Below are 18065 nucleotides of genomic sequence, written 5' to 3'. Positions count from 1 at the left end.
CGTGTTCCTCTCGCCTCCTCAGGAAAGGAAAGGCATGTCCATTCTTAAGCGGTACGCATCCCTCGCGACGGCAGCCCTGGCCCTGTCGGCCGTCGCGTTGACGGGACCGGCATCCGCGGACACGGCACGAACCCCGGCGGCCTTCGACAAGCAGGCCCGCGCTGCCGGCCTCAGCCGGGACGACGCCGACGCCCTTCAGGCCAAGGTGGACCGCTACCTCGCCCGCCAGGACGGACGACAGGTCTCGGCGAACGAGATCGCCCTGGCCGACGGAGCCAAGCTGACGGTCACCGTTCCCGGCGAGCGATACGTGCGTGACCTGAGCACACCGACCGCAAGCCGGGCCGCGGCACAATGGGAGTGCGACTACACGTACTTCTGCATGTTCCGTCAGACACTCGGCATGGGCGACCGACTCGCGCTGTACCACTGCCAGGACTACGCCCTGCGGGACTGGACCGGCGACGGCTCCTACTACAACAACCAGACCCCCGGCACCCGGGCGGTGTTCAAGAACCAGAACCGCAACGTCATCCACACCACCCTCGGCGCCCCCTTCAGCGTCGCGAGCTATGACTGGACCCCGGTCTGGTTCGTCAGGCCCTGCTAGCGCCCACCCTGGGGCCTTCCAGAGCCGAGACACGCCGTGACCTGGGTTAAAGGGCAGGTTAAGCGGCGGGGTAAAGGTTGGTAGGCTCCGCGTGGAGGAGGACCGACATGGCATCCGAGGAAGAGCTGTTCGCCAACGTGGACGCTCTGCTGGAAGAGGAGCCGCAGCTCCCGCACCCGGCGGAGCGGGCACGGCTGCGAGAGGCTGCCGGCATCACCCAGGCCCGCCTCGCCCAGGCGCTGAAGACCACGACGCAGACGGTGAAAAACTACGAGAACGGCCGCTCGGAGCCGAAGTCGCCACGCCTGGAGGCCTACCAGCGTCTGCTCCGCGGCTGGGCCGAGAAGTACCCCGCACACAGCGCCCCGGTTCCGGGCCCCTCGCCCCAGCCCGGGTCGCGGAATTCGCTCGGGAGCCCACCCGCTTTCGAGGAGAAGGGGCCGGAGAGCGTCACTCCCGGCAGAGCACCCGTCACCCCGGAGCGCAGTGCCCCCCGGCGTACGGTGACAGCGCCGCGGCGCCCGGCTCCGAAGACCCCGCAGCCCGCCGCCGACTCACGGTTCCCGCACGGTCCGCTGGCCGTACTGGACGGGGACGGCTCCGCGTACGGCGTCGACGGCATCGTCCTCGACTGCCCCGCCGCGTCGGTGCCGGAGTTGGTCGAGTGGACTCTGCGCGAGTCCGGCCTCGGCGCACCGCGCCTGCACCGCAACGGCAAGGACTCCGACCCGTTGATCGTCCTCACCGCCGCTGCCGCCGTAAGGCTCGGGCTTCCCGAACGCCTGGAAGGCCATGAGCAACGCCGCTCCCTGCGCCTGCCCGACGACCACCCCGTCGTCAAGCAGGTGACGAAGGCGAAGTGGCAGCTCACCCAGCGCGGGTTCGGCCCGTGGGCGCGCATCTACCGCAAGGCGCACGGCACCCAGCGGCAGTGCGTGCAGCTGGCACTCCTGTCCTGGGACGCACTCGACGAGCGGTCCTGGCCCGGCCTCGCGGACATGGAGCCGGCCGACATCGCCCGCGTCCTCGGTGTCTACGCCCAGCGCGTCATCACCCCGCGCGGCTCCACGGCCGTCTCGGGGCTGGAGCTGATGACGGCGCTGCGCCCGCCCACCCGCGCGGTACGCGACGAAGCGACCGGGAACTGGATCCCCGGCCCCAACCCCGGCAGCCTGGGCACGGAGCCGATGGACCCGGCGCCGCCGGAGGCCACGCCGGAGCACCCCGTGGTCGCCAACTCCGGCTGGAAGGGCGGCTTCCTGAACGAGGAGGCGTACCAGTGGGTCCGCGACGTCGACCTGCTGACCGACGAGGAGTGCCACCTGCCCTATGCGGTCGGCCTGGACCTGAACACGGCGTTCCTCGCGGCCGCCGCCCGGCTCACGGTCGGGCTGTCGGCACCGGACCACTTCCGGGTGCCCCAGTTCAACCCGAAGATCCCCGGCTCGTGGCTGGTGGACCTCTCGCACGTGGAGCTGGACCCGCGCCTGCCCAGCCCGTTCACGCCGACCGGCGAGCGGCCGGTCGGCCCGGCCTGGTACCAGACGCACACCGTCGCCTATGCCCAGGAGCTCGGCTACAACGTGCAGCCGCTGGAGGCGTACCTGCGGCGGGAGACCGGCGCGTACCTGGATCCGTGGCACGACCGGCTCAAGGCCGCCTACCTCGACACCCTCGCCGACCTCGGGGTCACCCGGGACCTGGACGACAGCGCCTTCCTCGCGGCGATGGAGCGGCACAAGGAGGCCGACCCGGCCCTGACCGCCGTCCTCGCGGCGATCAAGGCCACCGTCAAGGGCGGCATCGGCAAGTTGCGTGAGCGCCCCCAGGGGCGGCATTACAAGGAGGGGGAGCGCTGGCCGGCCCTGGAGCGCCCGACCTGGCGTCCCGACATCCGCGCCGCGGTCATCTCCAAGGCACGGGTCAACATGCACCGCAAACTGCTGAACATGTCCCGGATGACGGGCCTGTACCCGCTCGCGGTGCTGTCCGACTGCGTCGTCTACCCGAGCCCCGGCCCCTCACCGTTGGCCTTCCTCCCCTACGCCGCCTCCGGCAAGCCCCAGCCCGGTGGCTTCCGCCTCGGCCCCAGCCCGGGCATGGCGAAACTGGAAGGCGTCCAGGAGATGCTCTGGGCGGTCGACCTGATGGAGAAGGGCCTCAACCCCTCCCGCCACGTCAAGGGCGGCGACGCCGTCCTGGACGAAGGCGAGTAGCGTGTGACCCGGGAAGGGAACTGACGCCGTGGGAGAAATCGACGACGCCATCGAGCGCGCCGACCAGGAGTCCTTCACTCGCCTGCCACCCAGGACGCTCAAGGGCCAGATCAACTTCCTGATGAGGCAGCTGAAGACGACACGGGCCGTCGCAGCGGAGCTCGGGGTGAGCCAGCGGTCGGTGGAGCGCTACCGCACGGGCGAGCGCAAACGCCCGCCGAAGGACATCCAACAGCGGATCGACGCCGCTGTCCGGTCACGATGGCAGCCACAGGTCCGCAGACGCCGGCACAAGGAGGCCGCTACCAGGCGCGGTATCACGGTCGAGACCAGGGCCCGCTTCGGCTACACGGCACCGGTCGGCACAACCGACGACGGCCGCTTCCGCCGCCTCACCGTGCACCTCCCCCCGGCTTACGCCCAGCAGCTGTTCGACGCCCGCGAAGCAGGCGCGACGGACCAGCAACTGCGCCAGATCATCGCCGACGGATTCAGGACCACGTACTTCCAGGACGGCGGAGCCCGGGCAACGGACCTCTCGGACGTCGCCATCAACGACATCGACTACATCGACCTCGACTACTGAACACAGGCTGGGGCGGTTGAGGTGGTGTGCTGGCTTCGAGCTCCTGTGCGCCCCGGCGGGCACCCTGCCGATCGTGCGTGGCGCGGCGCACGGTTCGATCCATGGGGGATACCGGGGAGCTGGAGTGCGTAGGCCGTGGTGACGACAGTGGGTGCCCGCACGGCGAGGTGCTGATGCTTCACCTGGCCCCCGTCAGCCACCCACCAAGACCTCACTGCACTCCGTACACCGGCTCCGGCACCGTCGCCTCAGCGAGGAGCCCCAGCGCGGCCTCCCCGGCCTCGGCCGGGGACCACCGGGCACCCTTGTCCGCCGTGGGACCCGGGCGCCACCCCTCCATGACCGTGATACGACCGCCCTCCGCCTCGAAGACCCGCCCCGTCACACCGGCGGAGGCCGCGGAGCCGAGCCACACGACGAGCGGGGACACATTCTCCGGGGCCATGGCGTCGAAGCCGGTGCCGGGGGCCGCCATGGTCTCGGCGAACGTCGCCTCGGTCATCCGGGTACGCGCCGTCGGGGCGATGGCGTTGACCAGGACGCCGTAACGGCCCATCTCGGCGGCGGCGACCAGGGTCAGCCCGATGATCCCGGCCTTGGCCGCGGAGTAGTTGCCCTGGCCGACACTCCCCGACAACCCCGCTCCACTACTGGTGTTGACGACCCGGGCCACCGGAACACGCCCCGCCTTGGCCTCCGCGCGCCAGTGGGCCGCCGCGTACTTCAGCGGAAGGAAGTGCCCCTTGAGATGGACGCGCACGACGGCGTCCCAGTCGTCCTCGCCGAGGTTCACCAGCATGCGGTCGCGCAGGAAGCCGGCGTTGTTGACCAGGGTGTCGAAGCGCCCGTAGGTCTCGACGGCGGTGCGGATCAACGAGGCCGCGCCCTCCGTCGTGGCGATGTCCCCGCCGTGGACGACCGCCTGTCCACCGCGGGCAACGATCTCGTCGACGACGAGTTGGGCGGGCCCCCTCCCGGAACCGGTCCCGTCGAGCCCGACACCGAGGTCGTTCACGACGACCCTGGCACCCTCGGCGGCGAGGGCGAGGGCGTGCGCCCGGCCCAGTCCGCGCCCCGCCCCCGTGACGATCGCGACACGTTCGCTGCACAGTCCGGACATGCTCGGGGTCCTTCCGCTGGAAGTCTGGAAAACGAGGTCAGTTGCCGGCGGTTGCAGCGTCGAGGAAGGCGGGGCGTTCACCACCGCCATGGACGAGCAGACTCGCACCGCTGATGTACGCCGCGCGATCGGAGGCGAGGAAGACACAGGCGTCGCCCACCTCGTCCGGGTCGGCGAGCCGGCCGAGCGGCACGGTGCGGCCGACGGCCGCGACGCCGTCCTCGTCGCCGTAGTGCAGATGCGACAGCTCGGTGCGCACCATGCCGAGGACCAGGGTGTTGACCCTGACCAGCGGGGCCCATTCCACGGCCATGCTGCGGGCCAGCTGTTCCAGTCCCGCCTTGGCCGCGCCGTAAGCGGCCGAGCCCGGAGACGGACGGCTGCCGCTGACACTGCCGATCATGACGATCGACCCGCCGCCGGGCTGGGCACGCATCTGCTCGTAGGCGGCGAGGGAGGCGGTCAGGGGAGCGAGCAGGTTCAACTCGACGACCCGTGCGTGCCGTTGCGCCCCGCCCTCCTTGAGCATCCGGTACGGCGTACCCCCCGCGTTGTTGACCAGGACGTCCAGCCTGCCGTACTCGCCCCTCACGTCCGTGAAGAAGGCGCCGACGGTGTCCGCGTCACGCACGTCGACCGGGAGGAACCGGGCGGTGCGCCCAGCCGCTTCGACGGGCCGGTCCGCAGGGCGCCGGGCGCAGGTCACCACCTCCGCTCCGGCCTCCAGCAGGGCCCGGGTGATGCCCGCGCCCACGCCCCTCGTTCCGCCGGTGACCACCGCGACGCGTCCGCTCAGGTCGGTGATCGTTGCCATGGGGGACCTCCCGCGAGGCGTACTCCGCTGCTACCTTCATGCCTAACAAACGTTTGGTGGAAAGGTAGCTGATGCGCTCATGGGTGTCTCCACCACAAGCCCCGAAGAGGGCATCGCCGTCGTCACCGTGGACGTCCCACCGGTCAACGCCCTTCCCGTACAGGGCTGGTACGACCTGGCCGCCGCGGTGCGCGGGGCCGGGTCCGATCCGGGTGTGCGCTGCGTGGTCCTCACCGCGACGGGGCGCGGGTTCAACGCCGGCGCCGACATCAAGGAGATGCAGCGCACCGAGGGGTACACGGCGCTCGTCGGCACCAACCGCGGCTGCTACGAGGCGTTCGCGGCGGTCTACGACTGCGAGGTCCCCGTGGTCGCCGCGGTGCAGGGCTTCTGCGTGGGCGGCGGTATCGGCCTGGTCGGCAACGCCGACTCGATCGTGGCGAGCGACGACGCGACCTTCGGGCTGCCGGAGCTGGACCGGGGTGCGCTCGGCGCGGCCACCCACCTGGCCCGGCTGGTCCCGCAGCACCTGATGCGGACGCTCTACTACACCTCGCGCACCGTGACGGCCTACGAACTGCACCGCCACGGCTCGGTCTGGCGGGTTGTCCCGCGCGAGCGGCTGCACGCCGCGGCGATGGAGCTGGCCAGGGAGATCGCCGCCAAGGACGGCCTGCTCATCCGCCTCGCGAAGGCGTCGATCAACGGCATCGACCCGGTGGACGTCCGCCGCAGCTACCGCTTCGAGCAGGGCTTCACGTTCGAGGCCAACCTCAGCGGCGTGTCGGACCGGTACCGCGAGGCGTTCGTGTCGTCCCGGTCATCCAAGCCGTCCCAGTTGTCCGAGCCGTCGGAGCCGCCCGACCCGTCCAAGGGGGGATCGCGTTGAGCGACAAGACGATGACCGCCGAGCACGTGGCCGCCCGGCTCCGTACCGGCATGACGCTGGGCATCGGCGGCTGGGGATCGCGCCGCAAGCCGATGGCCCTGGTGCGCGCACTGCTGCGCTCCGACATCACCGACCTGACCGTGGTGTCCTACGGCGGTCCCGACGTCGGCCTGCTCGCCGCCGCGGGACGGATCCGCACCCTCGTGGCCCCGTTCGCCACCCTGGACTCCGTCCCCCTGGAACCGCACTTCACCGCTGCCCGGCAGCGCGGGGCCTTCGACCTGGTCGAACTGGACGAGGCGATGTTCATGTGGGGCCTGACCGCCGCCGCGCAGCGGCTGCCCTTCCTGCCGGTCCGGGCCGGCCTCGGCTCCGACGTGATGAAGGTCAACCCCCACCTGCGCACCGTCACCTCGCCCTACGAGGACGCCGAGGAACTCGTCGCGGTCCCCGCACTGCGCCTGGACGCCGCGCTCGTCCACCTCAACCGGGCGGACCCGCAGGGCAACGCGCAGTACCTCGGCCCCGACCCGTACTTCGACGACCTCTTCTGCCAGGCCGCTGCCGCCTCCTACGTCTCCTGCGAGCGGATCGTGGACACCGCCGACCTGCTCAAGGAGGCGGGCCCGCAGACGCTGCTGGTCAAACGGGCCTTCGTGAACGGCGTCGTCCAGACCCCGAACGGCTCGCATTTCACCTCATGTGTCCCGGACCATGACCGCGACGAGGCGTTCCAGCAGGCCTACGCCCGGGCCGCCCGCGACCCGGAGGCCTGGCGGAGGTTCACCGAGCGGTTCCTGTCCGGCGACGAAGAGGCGTACCAGGCCGCCGTCAAGGCCTTCCACGAGGAGAGGCAGTCATGAGCAGCGGTGCGACGACGACCGGCGTGACGCGCGCCGAGTACTGTGTGGTGGCCTGCGCGGAGGCCTGGCGCCACGCCGGGGAGGTCCTGGCCAGCCCCATGGGCACCGTCCCCGCCGTCGGCGCCCGGCTGGCGAAGCTGACGTTCGCGCCCGGCCTGCTGCTCACCGACGGCGAGGCCCTGCTGATCGGCGACGTCCCGGCGCTCGGTGCCCGGGCCCAGGTGGTGGAGGGCTGGCTGCCCTACCGACAGCACCTGGCCCTCGTGGCCACGGGACGGCGGCACGTGATGATGGGGGCCAGTCAGATCGACCGCCACGGCAATCAGAACATCTCCTGCATCGGCGACTGGGCGCGCCCCGCCCGACAGCTGCTGGGCGTCCGGGGAGCCCCCGTCAACACCCTCAACAATCCGACCAGTTACTGGGTGCCCAAGCACTCCCCGCGCGTCTTCGTGGAGCAGGTCGACATGGTGTGCGGAGTCGGGTACGACCGTGCGGCCGAGGCCGGCCCCTCGGCCACCCGCTTCCACCACGTCCCGGAGGTGGTCAGCAACCTGGGCGTCTTCGACTTCGCCACCCCTGACCACTCGATGCGGCTGCGCTCGCGGCACCCGGGGGTCACCGTCGAGCAGATCCTGGAGGCCACCGGTTTCGCCCTCACCGTCCCGGACGAGGTGCCCTGCACCCGTGAGCCCACCGCCGAGGAGCTGCGCCTCATCCGTGAGGTCATCGACCCGAAGGACACCCGCGACCGCGAGGTGCCCGCATGAGCGGCACCGCGATCGCCACGGCCATCACCGAACTCGTCGGAGTGCGCACCCCCATCGTCCAGACCGGCATGGGGTGGGTGGCCGGACCCCGTCTCGTCTCCGCCGCGGCCAACGCCGGAGCACTTGGCATCCTCGCGTCCGCCACCATGACCCCGGAGCAGCTCCGCTCGGCCGTGCGCGAGGTCAGCTCCCGCACCGACGCGCCCTTCGGAGTCAACCTCCGGGCCGACGCCTCGGACGCGGGGGAGAGGGTGCGGATCATCCTCGACGAGGGCGTGAAGGTGGCCTCGTTCGCGCTCGCGCCGCGACCGGAGCTGATCGCCCGGCTGAAGGACGCGGGCGTGATCGTCATCCCCTCGGTGGGCGCTCGGCGGCACGCCGAGAAGGTCGCGGCCTGGGGCGCCGACGCCGTACTCGTGCAGGGCGGCGAGGGCGGCGGCCACACCGGCGGCGTCGCCACCACGGTGCTGCTGCCGCAGGTCGTGGACGCGGTGGACATCCCGGTGATCGCCGCCGGCGGTTTCCGCGACGGACGCGGACTGGTGGCGGCCCTGGCCTACGGCGCCGCCGGAGTGGCCATGGGGACCCGCTTCCTGCTCACCTCCGACAGCACCGTCCCCGACGCGGTCAAGGCCCGCTACCTCGCGGCGGGCGTCCAGGACGTCACCGTCACCACCAAGGTCGACGGCCTGCCCCACCGCATGCTGCGTACCGACCTGGTGGACGCGCTGGAGCGCTCCGGCCGCGCGGCCTCCCTGCTGCGCGCCCTGCGGCACGCCTCCGCCTTCAGACGGGAGTCGGGCACGAGCTGGACCGGCCTGGTGCGCGACGGCCTGGCCATGAAGCGCGGCAAGGAACTGACCTGGAGTCAGGTTCTGCTGGCCGCCAACACTCCGATGCTGCTCAAGGCCGCGATGGTCGACGGCCGCACCGACCTGGGCGTGATGGCCTGCGGCCAGGTCGGGGGGATCATCGACGACCTGCCGTCCTGCGCCGAGCTCGTCGACAGGATCATGGCCGAGGCACACGCCACGCTCGGCGGGCTCCCTACCGTCGTGTGAGGACGGGCCGCCGGCTTCATCGCACCGCTCCGCCTGCGAGTACCCGGGCTCGGCACACGGCCGGAGTACCCCAGGCGGTGCGCAGGGGGCGGGCCTTGCGGATCCACAGGGACAGGTCCAGTTCCGCGGTGTAGCCGACAGCGCCGTGGAGGTGGAGGGCCGTACGCGCCGCCCCGTACGCCGCTTCACAGGCCGACACCTTCGCCGCGGCCACCTCCCGGCCCGCCGCCGGGTCGTCCGCCGCCAGGGCCAGGGCGGCGGCGTGGACCAGCGGCTGGGAGAACTCCAGGGCGATGAGGGTGTCGGCCAGACGGTGCTTCACCGCCTGGAACGAGCCGACGGCCACCCCGAACTGGGTGCGCTGCCGCACGTATTCCACCGTGCGGTCCAGCAGTGCCCGTCCGAGCCCGAGGGCTTGCGCGGCCGTCACCAGCGCCGCCACATCGGCGGCGTACGCGGCGGCCGCTGTCACCGCGGGACCCTGCGCGAGCACGACTCCGCCGAGCGGGCGGGCCGGCCTCCGCGCCGGGTCGGCCGACGGCTGCACCGGGCCGTGCGCGTCCGCGAGCCGTACGGTGTCGCCGTCCACGACGAACACCGCGTCCGCGGCGTCGGCGTCCAGCGCGTACGGGCTGCCCCCGGGCGACAGGACGCACAGCGACGCCACCGCCTTGCCCGACGCGAGCTGCGGCAGCCAGACGCCGGCCGCGTCGCCCCCGAGCCGGCCCAGCAGGGCGCCGGCGGCGGCCGTCTCGGCCAGCGGACCGGGCACGGCATGCCGGCCCAGCTCACCGAAAGCGACGGCCAGTTCGACGGGCAGCACTCCCAGACCCTCATGCTCCTCCGGAACGGCGAGGGCGAAGACGCCGGCCTCCGCGAGCCTGCCCCACAAGGCACGTCCGGGTCCGTGGTCGCCGGACGCCCAGGACCGCACGACACCGGGTGTGCCGGCCGATCCCAGCATGCCGTCCAGGGAGCGGGCGAATTCCCGCTGCTCGTCGTCGAGAAGGAAACGCATCACCGGCGTCCCTTCGGCAGGCCGAGCAGCCGCTCGGCGATGATGTCGCGCTGGATCTCGTTGGTGCCGGCGTAGATCGGCCCGGCCAGCGAGAAGGTGTAGCCCTCAGCCCAACTGCCGTGCGCCGGCGCCTCGGTGGCCTCGTCCGACAGCTCGCCGCAGGGGCCGAGCAGATCGAGGGCGGTCTCGTGCAGGGCGATGTCCAGCTCGGACCAGAAGACCTTGCTGAGGCTGGATCCGGCGCCGATCGATCCACCCGCGGCGATGCGTGAGGCCTGCGCGTAGGTGAACAACTGGTAGGCCCGCGCGCCGATCACCGCGTCGGCGACCCGGTCGCCCAGCGCGGTGCCACCGGAGTCGGGGTCCGTGGCCGAGTGCCACAGGGCTGTCAGCCGGTCGGCCGCGGCGGTGAAGCGGCCGGGGCTGCGCAGGGTCGGCCCGCGCTCATTGCCGATGGTGCTCATGGCGACCCGCCAGCCCTGTCCCGGCTCGCCGATGACGTCCTCGTCCGGCACGAAGACATCGTCGAGGAACAACTCCGCGAAGGCGGGCTTGCCGTCCAGCCGTCCGATGGGCCGCACGGTCACGCCGTCCGCGTCCAGCGGGAACATCAGGTACGTGAGGCCACGGTGCGGCCGGCCCGCGTCCGGGTCGCTGCGGAACAGCCCGAACGCGCGGTCGGCGAAGGCCGCCCGGGAGGACCACGTCTTCTGCCCGGTGATGCGCCAGCCGCCCTCCGTCCGTACGGCAACGGACCGCAGCGAGGCCAGGTCGGACCCCGCCTCCGGCTCGGACCAGGCCTGTGCCCAGATCACCTCACCGCTCGCCATGGGCGGCAGGACACGCGCCCGCTGCTCCTTGGTCCCGTACTCGAAGAGCGTGGGGGCGAGCAGGTTGATGCCGTTCTGCGAGACCCGGCCGGGCGCCCCGGCCCGGTAGTACTCCTCCTCGAAGATCAGCCACTCCAGCAGGGAGGAACCCCGGCCGCCGAACTGCTCGGGCCAGGAGACCACCGACCAGCGGTCGGCGAAGAGCGTGCCCTCCCACTCCCGGTGGGCGGCGAACCCCTCGGCGGTCTCCAGCGACGGCAGCGGAACCGACGGCACACGAGCGGTGAGCCAGTCCCGGACCTCGACGCGGAAGGCGTCCTCGGCGGCGGTGAAGTCGAGGTCCATCAGTGGCGGGCCTCCTTCATCGCGCGTACGTCCATCCCGCCGAGCGGGTCGTCGCCGGTCTCGGCGTTGTGGGCGTGGGCGAGATGGTGCAGCCCGAAGACCGAGTCCAGCCCCGAGTGCAGGCCCTGGAGGTCCTCCGCCTGGTTGACGGCGCGCTTGGTCAGAGCCAGCCCCATCCGGGGCATCGCCGCGATCCGCTCCGCCAACTTCAGAGTGATCTGGGTGAGTTCCTCGCGAGGTACGACCCGGTTGACCATCCCGACCTCGTAGGCCCGCCGCGCGCTCATCCGGTCGCCGGTGTAGAGGAACTCCTTGGCGATCCGCGGCGGCATCACCCACGGGTGGGCGAAGTACTCGACCCCCGGGATGCCCATGCGCACCACCGGATCGGCGAAGAAGGCGTCCTCGGAGGCGACGATCAGGTCGCAGACCCAGGCGAGCATCAGACCGCCGGCCACACACGCGCCCTGTACCGAGGCGATGACCGGCTTGGGCAGCTCGCGCCAGCGCCGGCACATGCCCAGATACACCTCGGACTCGCGGGCGAAGCGGCTCTCGGCGCCCGACTTCCGCGAGTGGTCCCACCAGAGTCCGGCCCTGCGGTCGAACGGCAGGTGCGCGTCCCGCTCAGGGGTGCCGATGTCGTGGCCGGCGGAGAAGTGCTTCCCCGCTCCGGCGAGGACCACGACCTTCACCTCGTCGTCGTCCGCAGCGCGGTAGAAGGCCCGGTCCAGGGCGTAGGTCATCGCGGAGTTCTGGGCGTTGCGGTACTCGGGCCGGTCCATCGTCACCAGGGCAAGGGCGCCGCGGCGCTCGTAACGGACGGGCTCGGGGGGCGCAGTGCGGGCGGCGGACATCCGCGGCCTCCTTCCCTAACAAGTGTTTGGTAGGTTAACGTACGGCACGTCAGCCGTCGAGAGCCGCCGGGAGCCGCGCATGAGCACCGCGGAGGAAGACAGGCCGAGGGACGTGCCCTGTTGCCCGCCGACCTCACCGACGACTTGGCCGCCCTACGCGGGCGCGGCGGACCGGTGCCGCGAGAACGCGGCGTGCGCCGAAGGCCCTGCCCTGGAACGGCCCGTCCCCGCCGCCGGACGGCCCTGCGCCGGCAGTCCCTCTTCTCCCGCCCCTCCACGACCCGCGCCGGCTCCCACGAGACCCGGCGCAACATCACCGCCGAGTGCGTCCTCGGCCTGCCGAAGGAGGTACGCCGATGACCTCGGCCCCACCGCCGTACCTGCCCGGCCACCAGCTGCTCACCGGCCGCTGCGCCGTCGTCACGGCCGCCGCCGGTGCCGGGATCGGCGGGGCCACCGCCCGGCGGCTGCTGGAGGAGGGTGCACGGGTCGTGATCTCCGACGCCCACGCCCGCCGCCTGAAGGAGTCAGGGGCGGAGCTGGCCGCCGAGTTCGGCACGGACCGCGTCACCGCGCGGCCCTGCGACGTCACCGACGACGACCAGGTCACCGCACTGTTCGAGCACGCCGAGGAGCACCACGGGCGCCTGGACATCGTGGTCAACAACGCGGGCCTCGGTGGCACCGCCGACCTCGTCGACATGACCGACGAACAGTGGAACAAGGTCCTCGACGTCACGCTCAACGGCACCTTCCGCTGCACCCGGGCCGCACTGCGCCGCATGAAGGCCGCGGGCGCCGGCGGTGTCGTCGTCAACAACGCCTCGGTGATCGGCTGGCGCGCCCAGCGGGGACAGGCCCACTACGCCGCCGCGAAAGCCGGCGTCATGGCCCTCACCCGGTGCGCCGCGGTGGAGGCCGCCGCCTACGGAGTGCGGGTGAACGCCGTCTCCCCGAGCCTGGCCATGCACCCGCACCTCGCCAAGGTCACCACCCCGGAACTGCTGGAGGAGCTGACCGGCCGGGAGGCCTTCGGGCGCTGCGCCGAACCGTGGGAGGTGGCCAACGTGATCGTGTTCCTGGCCAGCGGCTACTCGTCGTACCTGACCGGCGAGGTCCTGTCGGTCAGCAGCCAGCACCCATGAGGCGAGAATGGTCCCGTGCCGAAAAGCAGCGACAGCGACCACAAGAAGACCACGGTGAGCGCGCCCGAACGGCGCGAGGAACTCCTGGCCATCGCGGCCCAGGTGTTCGCCGCGCAGGGCTACAACGCCACGACCGTCCGCAAGATCGCGGACGCGGCGGGGATGCTGGCGGGCAGCCTCTACTACCACTTCGACTCCAAGGAGTCGATGCTGGACGAGATCCTCTCCGGCTTCCTGGACGAGCTCTGGGCCCGGTACGACGCCGTACTCGGCGCCGGACTCGGCCCCAGGGAAACCCTGGAGGCCCTTGTGACCGAGTCCTTCCGGGAGATCGACCGGCACCTCGACGCGGTCGCCATCTACCAGAAGGAGTCCAAGCACCTGGGGACCCAGCCGCACTTCGCGTATCTCGTCGAGTCGCAGCAGAAGTTCGAGAAGGCATGGCTGGGCACGCTGGAGCGCGGAGTGGCCGCCAAGGTCTTCCGGCCCGACCTGGACGTACGGCTCACCTACCGCTTCGTGCGCGACACGGTCTGGGTCGCAGCGTCCTGGTACCGGCCGGGCGGCCGGCACAGCCCCGAGGAGATCGCCCGCCAGTACCTGTCGATGGTGCTGGAGGGCATCGCACTGCACGACTCATAGGCAGTCCTGCACATCGCGGACACAGAGGAGGAGACGCCCATGGCCGAGGCCTACATCGTCGAAGCGGTGCGCACCCCGGTCGGCCGACGGGGCGGCGGGCTGTCCGCCGTCCACCCGGCCGACCTCGGCGCACACGTGCTGACCGCGCTGATGGAGCGCTCCGGCGCCGACCCGGCCGCCGTCGAGGACGTGGTGTTCGGCTGCCTCGACACCGTCGGCCCGCAGGCCGGTGACATAGCGCGCACCTGCTGGCTGGCCGCCGGGCTGCCGGAGGAGGTGCCCGGTGTGACCGTCGACCGCCAGTGCGGCTCCTCGCAGCAGGCCCTGCACTTCGCCGCCCAGGGCGTCCTGTCCGGCACCCAGGACCTGGTCGTGGCCGGCGGCGTGCAGAACATGTCGCAGATCCCCATCGCCTTCGCCACCCGCCAAGCTGCCGAACCACTGGGCCTGACCGAAGGCCCGTTCGCCGGCTCCGAGGGCTGGCGGGCCCGCTACGGCGACCGGCCGGTCAACCAGTTCCTCGGCGCCGAGGAGATCGCCCGCAAGTGGGACATCACCCGGGAGGCCATGGAGGAGTTCGCGCTGCGCTCCCACCTGAGGGCGATCCGGGCGATCGACGAGGGCCGCTTCGACCGGGAGACGGTCGCGTACGGCGACGTGACCCACGACGAGGGCCCGCGCCGCGACACCAGCCGGGAGAAGATGACGGGGCTGCAGCCGCTCGTGGAGGGCGGCCGGCTGACCGCCGCCCTCTCCTCACAGATCTCCGACGGCGCCTCGGCCGTGCTTCTCGCGTCGGAGCGGGCCGTCCGGGAGCACGGTCTGACCCCCAGGGCCCGCATCCACCATCTCTCCGTACGCGGCGAGGACCCGATCCGCATGCTGTCCGCCCCGATCCCGGCCACCGCGTACGCCCTGAAGAAGTCCGGGATGACGCTCGACGCAATCGACCTGGTCGAGATCAACGAGGCTTTCGCCCCGGTGGTGCTGGCCTGGCAGAAGGCGACCGGGGCCGACCCCGAGAAGGTCAACGTCAACGGCGGGGCCATAGCCCTCGGCCACCCGCTCGGAGCCACCGGAACCCGGCTGATGACCACGCTCCTGCACGAGCTGGAACGCACCGGCGGCCGCTACGGCCTGCAGACGATGTGCGAGGGCGGCGGCCAGGCCAACGTGACCATCGTCGAACGCCTCTGACGCGGACACCGGCACTGCGGCGGATACCACTCGCTGCAGTGTGACGCCCCAACTTGTGTAGCGTGGAGGTCAGTTCGACTGATGAGAGGCTGCAAGTGGACGGCGAACGACGGCATGCCGGGATCCAGCTCCCTGAAGGGTCATGGTGGGACTGGGACGTGGTCGCCTGGAGCGCCGGGCAGCTCCGCCTCGCTGCGGGCCATGACCTGACCTACCAGCATGGCCTGGAGCTGGTCTTCGGCGATCCGGTCTTCGTCAGCTGCCCGACGAGCTTCCACGATCCGACGTTCCGCGCCCCGACGCCTGACGAGATGCAGAAGGCCGGTCGTCACCTCGGTGAACACCCGCCCGTCGTGGTCGCATTCGAGGCCGATGCCGGCGGGCAGGAGCCCGTCTCGTGTCTCATCGCCGCCGAACGACTCGACATCGTTCGGGAGACGATCTTGCGGTACTGGCGTGAGGACGCGGCACCGGGCCAGCGCTTCGCCCCCTGGGTGCGGTCGCCGGGCCGGTAGGACAGGCATCCGTCCATGCCGCCGCCACGATGGTGTGCGTGGTCTCAAGGAGCCGAAGCAGTCACGTCCGGACCGGTCAGCGGGACACCCCGTCTTTCAGGCGCCGGTCGGCAACGGCACCCTGACACGCGGGCCTCGAACCTCTGGTCCTCTGCGCCCCGGGCCGCGAGGTGCGATGGGCTCAGAGTGTGGTGTGCTCCCATTCCAAGGGATTGGTATGGATCTGCTGCAGGAGCTGGGCGAAGAGGGTGCCGTCCAGAAGAACGTCGCCGAGTTCCGCGGGGATCCGCTGGTCGTTGATCACTGCGGTGGGTGTGCCGGGCCCTTCGGGTTCCGCCGTACCTCCGGCCCGCTCGTAGGCCTTCTGCGAAGCGGTGACGAAGGCGCGGTACTTCATCGATTTCACGGCCGCATCGAATGCCGGGCTGCGCAGGCCCTCCACTTCGCCGGCCAGTTTCAGCAGGTAGGCGTCGGTGTAGCCGTCGACGCTCTCTTCGGGCTGGTAGAGGTAGAGCATCTCGTGGAACTCCACGAACTTGCCCTCCTCCAGTGCCGCGCGCAGTGCGTTGACCGCCTTCTTCGATCCGCTGCCGCCGACCCGGTCGTCGAGGAAGGAGGCCAGGGTGTACTGCGCCGTCGCGCGGCGGTCGACGAGCGCCTTGCGCAATTGAGGGCCGCCGCCTGAGGTTTCGAACTGCTCGCAGTAGGGGCAGCGCGGATCCTCGTACAGGTGCACCTTCACCTTCGCGTCGGGATCGCGACCGTGATGGTGGTGCCGTCCGCGCCCAGCTTCTCCGGCAGGTCTTCCGCTCCCGAGAACGCGGGCGGCCGTTCCGGCGGCACCTCCGTCCTCCCGCAGCCTGCAAACGCCAGCACCGCGGCAACGCACCACACGACCCGACGCCCCCCACGCACCATGCGCCATCCCCTCCCCGGAAGAGCAGGCTGACTCTAGATCATCGGTGCGACACCTGCTCGGCGGGGTCATCACCCCCGCTCGGGGCCGGCTCGCAGGGGTGCGGCGCCTGTGGGGGTGTGCCGCCGGGCTGCGAGTGCTTGCATGTTCTCCGCCTTGCATGTTCTATGCCATAGACCATAAGTTACTTCGTGGTAGCCCTGTGGGGGCGTCTCATCGTCCGAGGAGAAGAAGGGCCGTGTTCGGTATGCCCCGACCTGCGACGGTCGGTCACGCGGTCGCGTGCGGCGCGGCCATCGGGCCGGTGAGCTCATGAGTCCGCGTAAGAGTGACAGCCGGGAGCGGATGGTGCTCAGCGCTGCGGCGCTGCTGCGCGAGTACGGCGCCGGCGCGACGAGCATCGACCGGGTACTGGCACACAGCGGCGCCCCGCGAGGCTCGGTGTATCACCACTTTCCCGGCGGCCGGGCGCAGTTGATCGACGAGGCGGTGGCGCTCGCCGGTGACTTCATCTCCGGCCTGATCGACGCGGCCGCACGGGCAGACGACCCAGTGGAGGCGGTCGACGCGTTCTTCGGCCTGTGGCGCGAGCGCCTCGTGGAGAGCGACTTCCGGGCCGGTTGCCCGATCGTGGCGGTGGCCGTGGAGACCAACGACGAGGCCCCGCACCTGGCACGCTCCGCAGCCGCGGTGTTCGGCCGCTGGCAGGAGGCGCTGGCGGCCCTGTTCATCCGGCACGGCCTGCCCGAACCACGGGGAAGGCGGCTGGCCGCCTTCATCATCGCCGCGGTCGAAGGCGCCGTGATCATGTGCCGCGCCGAACAGAGCACCGCCGCGCTGGAAGCGGCCGCCACCGAGATTCACGACCTCCTGCTCAGCGCGCTGCGAAACCGGCCCGCCACCGGTCCGGGCAGTGATCAGGGCCCTCCGTCCCACCCACAGTGAGAGAGTCGACATGCCCACACTCGAGCGTCACGACAACGTCTTCGTCCTCGACCTCGGAGACGGCGAGAACCGCTTCCACCCCGACTGGCTCGCCGCCGTCGGCGCCGCCCTGGACGAGGTGGAGAAGGCGGACGGCCCCCGGGCCCTGGTCACCGCCGCGACGGGGAAGTTCTACTCCAACGGCCTCGACCTGGACTGGCTGTTCGCCCACGCCGACCAGCACCAGGACTACGTCGTCTCCGTCCACGAGCTGTTCGCCCGGACACTGTCGCTGCCGTTGATCACCGTGGCCGCGTTGCAGGGCCACACCTTCGCCGCCGGTGCGATGTTCTCCCTGGCCCACGACTTCCGCGTCATGCGCGCGGACCGCGGCTACTGGTGCCTGCCCGAGGCGGACATCAACATTCCTTTCACGCCCCCAATGGCCGCCCTGATCCAGGCCCGGCTGGCCCCGCAGACCGCGCACCAGGCCATGCTCACAGCCCACCGCTACGGTGGAGTTGACGCCTCTGCCGCCGGCATCGTCGACCACGCGGTCTCCGAGGACGCCGTCCGCACGGCCGCCGTCGAACTCGCGCAAGCCCAGGTCAACAAGGCCGGCGACACCCTCGGCACCATCAAGGCCCGTATGTACGGACCCACGCTGGCCGCCCTGCGCGACACCGCCGACCCCCTCGGCTGACGCCGCACACAGCGACCCCGGCGCACCGCACAGCGCGCCGGGCC

General features: G+C 71.4%; 20 protein-coding genes. 14 read left to right on the top strand and 6 right to left on the bottom strand.

All coding sequences use genetic code 11. The annotated features are described in order from the left end of the window. Positions 1-34 precede the first annotated feature (34 nt). The 3 genes from RFN52_RS00695 to tpg all read left to right on the top strand — a co-directional run bounded on the left by RFN52_RS00695 (position 35) and on the right by tpg (position 3412). On the top strand, positions 35-610 hold the full coding sequence (locus RFN52_RS00695; RefSeq protein WP_184854594.1) for a hypothetical protein: 576 nt from the start codon (positions 35-37) through the stop codon (positions 608-610). Between the two features lie 107 nt (positions 611-717). After that, complete coding sequence (gene tap, locus RFN52_RS00690; protein ID WP_184854595.1) at positions 718-2826, top strand: telomere-associated protein Tap; 2109 nt, start codon at positions 718-720, stop codon at positions 2824-2826. A gap of 28 nt (positions 2827-2854) precedes the next feature. Further along, positions 2855-3412 (top strand): telomere-protecting terminal protein Tpg, encoded by a 558-nt coding sequence (gene tpg / locus RFN52_RS00685; protein WP_184854596.1) that lies wholly within the window; start codon positions 2855-2857, stop codon positions 3410-3412. Positions 3413-3623: 211 nt separating this feature from the next. Here tpg and RFN52_RS00680 read toward each other — a convergent pair whose 3' ends face one another. Further along, positions 3624-4532, bottom strand: coding sequence for an SDR family oxidoreductase (locus RFN52_RS00680; RefSeq protein WP_184854597.1), 909 nt, complete (start codon positions 4530-4532; stop codon positions 3624-3626). A 37-nt stretch (positions 4533-4569) separates the two neighbouring features. Next, on the bottom strand, positions 4570-5346 hold the full coding sequence (locus RFN52_RS00675; protein WP_184854598.1) for an SDR family oxidoreductase: 777 nt from the start codon (positions 5344-5346) through the stop codon (positions 4570-4572). 79 nt (positions 5347-5425) lie between these two features. Here RFN52_RS00675 and RFN52_RS00670 point away from each other — a divergent pair, with 79 nt between their 5' ends. From RFN52_RS00670 to RFN52_RS00655, 4 genes are read left to right on the top strand one after another with little or no spacing between them, the layout of a single operon-like run. Then, entirely contained in the window at positions 5426-6235 is an 810-nt protein-coding gene (locus tag RFN52_RS00670) for an enoyl-CoA hydratase family protein (protein ID WP_184854599.1), read from the top strand. Next, entirely contained in the window at positions 6232-7098 is an 867-nt protein-coding gene (locus tag RFN52_RS00665) for a CoA transferase subunit A (RefSeq protein WP_345615457.1), read from the top strand. The genes RFN52_RS00670 and RFN52_RS00665 overlap by 4 nt, the downstream gene beginning before the upstream one ends. Next, positions 7095-7868 (top strand): CoA-transferase subunit beta, encoded by a 774-nt coding sequence (locus tag RFN52_RS00660; protein WP_184854600.1) that lies wholly within the window; start codon positions 7095-7097, stop codon positions 7866-7868. The genes RFN52_RS00665 and RFN52_RS00660 overlap by 4 nt, the downstream gene beginning before the upstream one ends. Then, positions 7865-8929, top strand: coding sequence for an NAD(P)H-dependent flavin oxidoreductase (locus tag RFN52_RS00655; protein WP_184854601.1), 1065 nt, complete (start codon positions 7865-7867; stop codon positions 8927-8929). Before RFN52_RS00660 ends, RFN52_RS00655 begins: the two co-directional genes overlap by 4 nt. Positions 8930-8945: 16 nt before the next feature. On the opposite strand, the gene RFN52_RS00650 is transcribed toward RFN52_RS00655, so the two are convergent. Genes RFN52_RS00650 through RFN52_RS00640 form a run of 3 tightly spaced genes read right to left on the bottom strand, consistent with a single transcriptional unit; the run spans position 8946 to position 11979 of the window. Next, positions 8946-9947: an acyl-CoA dehydrogenase family protein gene (locus RFN52_RS00650; protein WP_184854602.1), complete on the bottom strand. Its 1002-nt coding sequence runs from the start codon at positions 9945-9947 to the stop codon at positions 8946-8948. After that, complete coding sequence (locus RFN52_RS00645) at positions 9947-11122, bottom strand: acyl-CoA dehydrogenase family protein (RefSeq protein ID WP_184854603.1); 1176 nt, start codon at positions 11120-11122, stop codon at positions 9947-9949. The genes RFN52_RS00650 and RFN52_RS00645 overlap by 1 nt, the downstream gene beginning before the upstream one ends. Continuing rightward, positions 11122-11979: an enoyl-CoA hydratase gene (locus tag RFN52_RS00640; RefSeq protein ID WP_184854604.1), complete on the bottom strand. Its 858-nt coding sequence runs from the start codon at positions 11977-11979 to the stop codon at positions 11122-11124. Before RFN52_RS00640 ends, RFN52_RS00645 begins: the two co-directional genes overlap by 1 nt. Positions 11980-12171: 192 nt before the next feature. On the opposite strand from RFN52_RS00640, the gene RFN52_RS00635 reads away from it, so the two are divergent. The 5 genes from RFN52_RS00635 (at position 12172) to RFN52_RS00615 (ending at position 15478) form a co-directional block, all read left to right on the top strand. Next, complete coding sequence (locus tag RFN52_RS00635; RefSeq protein ID WP_184854605.1) at positions 12172-12339, top strand: hypothetical protein; 168 nt, start codon at positions 12172-12174, stop codon at positions 12337-12339. Then, positions 12336-13124 carry an SDR family oxidoreductase gene (locus tag RFN52_RS00630; RefSeq protein ID WP_184854606.1) on the top strand — a complete coding sequence of 263 codons (789 nt, stop codon included), beginning with the start codon at positions 12336-12338 and terminating at the stop codon, positions 13122-13124. The genes RFN52_RS00635 and RFN52_RS00630 overlap by 4 nt, the downstream gene beginning before the upstream one ends. A 15-nt stretch (positions 13125-13139) precedes the next feature. After that, positions 13140-13766 carry a TetR/AcrR family transcriptional regulator gene (locus tag RFN52_RS00625; protein ID WP_184854607.1) on the top strand — a complete coding sequence of 209 codons (627 nt, stop codon included), beginning with the start codon at positions 13140-13142 and terminating at the stop codon, positions 13764-13766. Positions 13767-13805: 39 nt separating this feature from the next. After that, complete coding sequence (locus RFN52_RS00620; RefSeq protein ID WP_184854608.1) at positions 13806-14963, top strand: acetyl-CoA C-acetyltransferase; 1158 nt, start codon at positions 13806-13808, stop codon at positions 14961-14963. Positions 14964-15058: 95 nt separating this feature from the next. Continuing rightward, complete coding sequence (locus tag RFN52_RS00615) at positions 15059-15478, top strand: hypothetical protein (protein WP_184854609.1); 420 nt, start codon at positions 15059-15061, stop codon at positions 15476-15478. Between the two features lie 181 nt (positions 15479-15659). Here the strand turns inward: RFN52_RS00615 and RFN52_RS00610 are convergent, their stop codons facing one another. After that, positions 15660-16214 (bottom strand): DsbA family protein, encoded by a 555-nt coding sequence (locus RFN52_RS00610; protein WP_374050142.1) that lies wholly within the window; start codon positions 16212-16214, stop codon positions 15660-15662. Positions 16215-16706: 492 nt separating this feature from the next. On the opposite strand from RFN52_RS00610, the gene RFN52_RS00605 reads away from it, so the two are divergent. Beyond that, on the top strand, positions 16707-17339 hold the full coding sequence (locus tag RFN52_RS00605; protein WP_311240841.1) for a TetR/AcrR family transcriptional regulator: 633 nt from the start codon (positions 16707-16709) through the stop codon (positions 17337-17339). Positions 17340-17349: 10 nt separating this feature from the next. Beyond that, positions 17350-18021, top strand: a complete 672-nt coding sequence (locus RFN52_RS00600; protein ID WP_184854610.1) for an enoyl-CoA hydratase-related protein — start codon at positions 17350-17352, stop codon at positions 18019-18021. Positions 18022-18065: the final 44 nt, after the last annotated feature.

Source organism: Streptomyces collinus (assembly GCF_031348265.1).
Classification (GTDB): Bacteria; Actinomycetota; Actinomycetes; order Streptomycetales; family Streptomycetaceae; genus Streptomyces; species Streptomyces collinus.
This window is presented reverse-complemented; position numbering and strand designations above follow the sequence as displayed.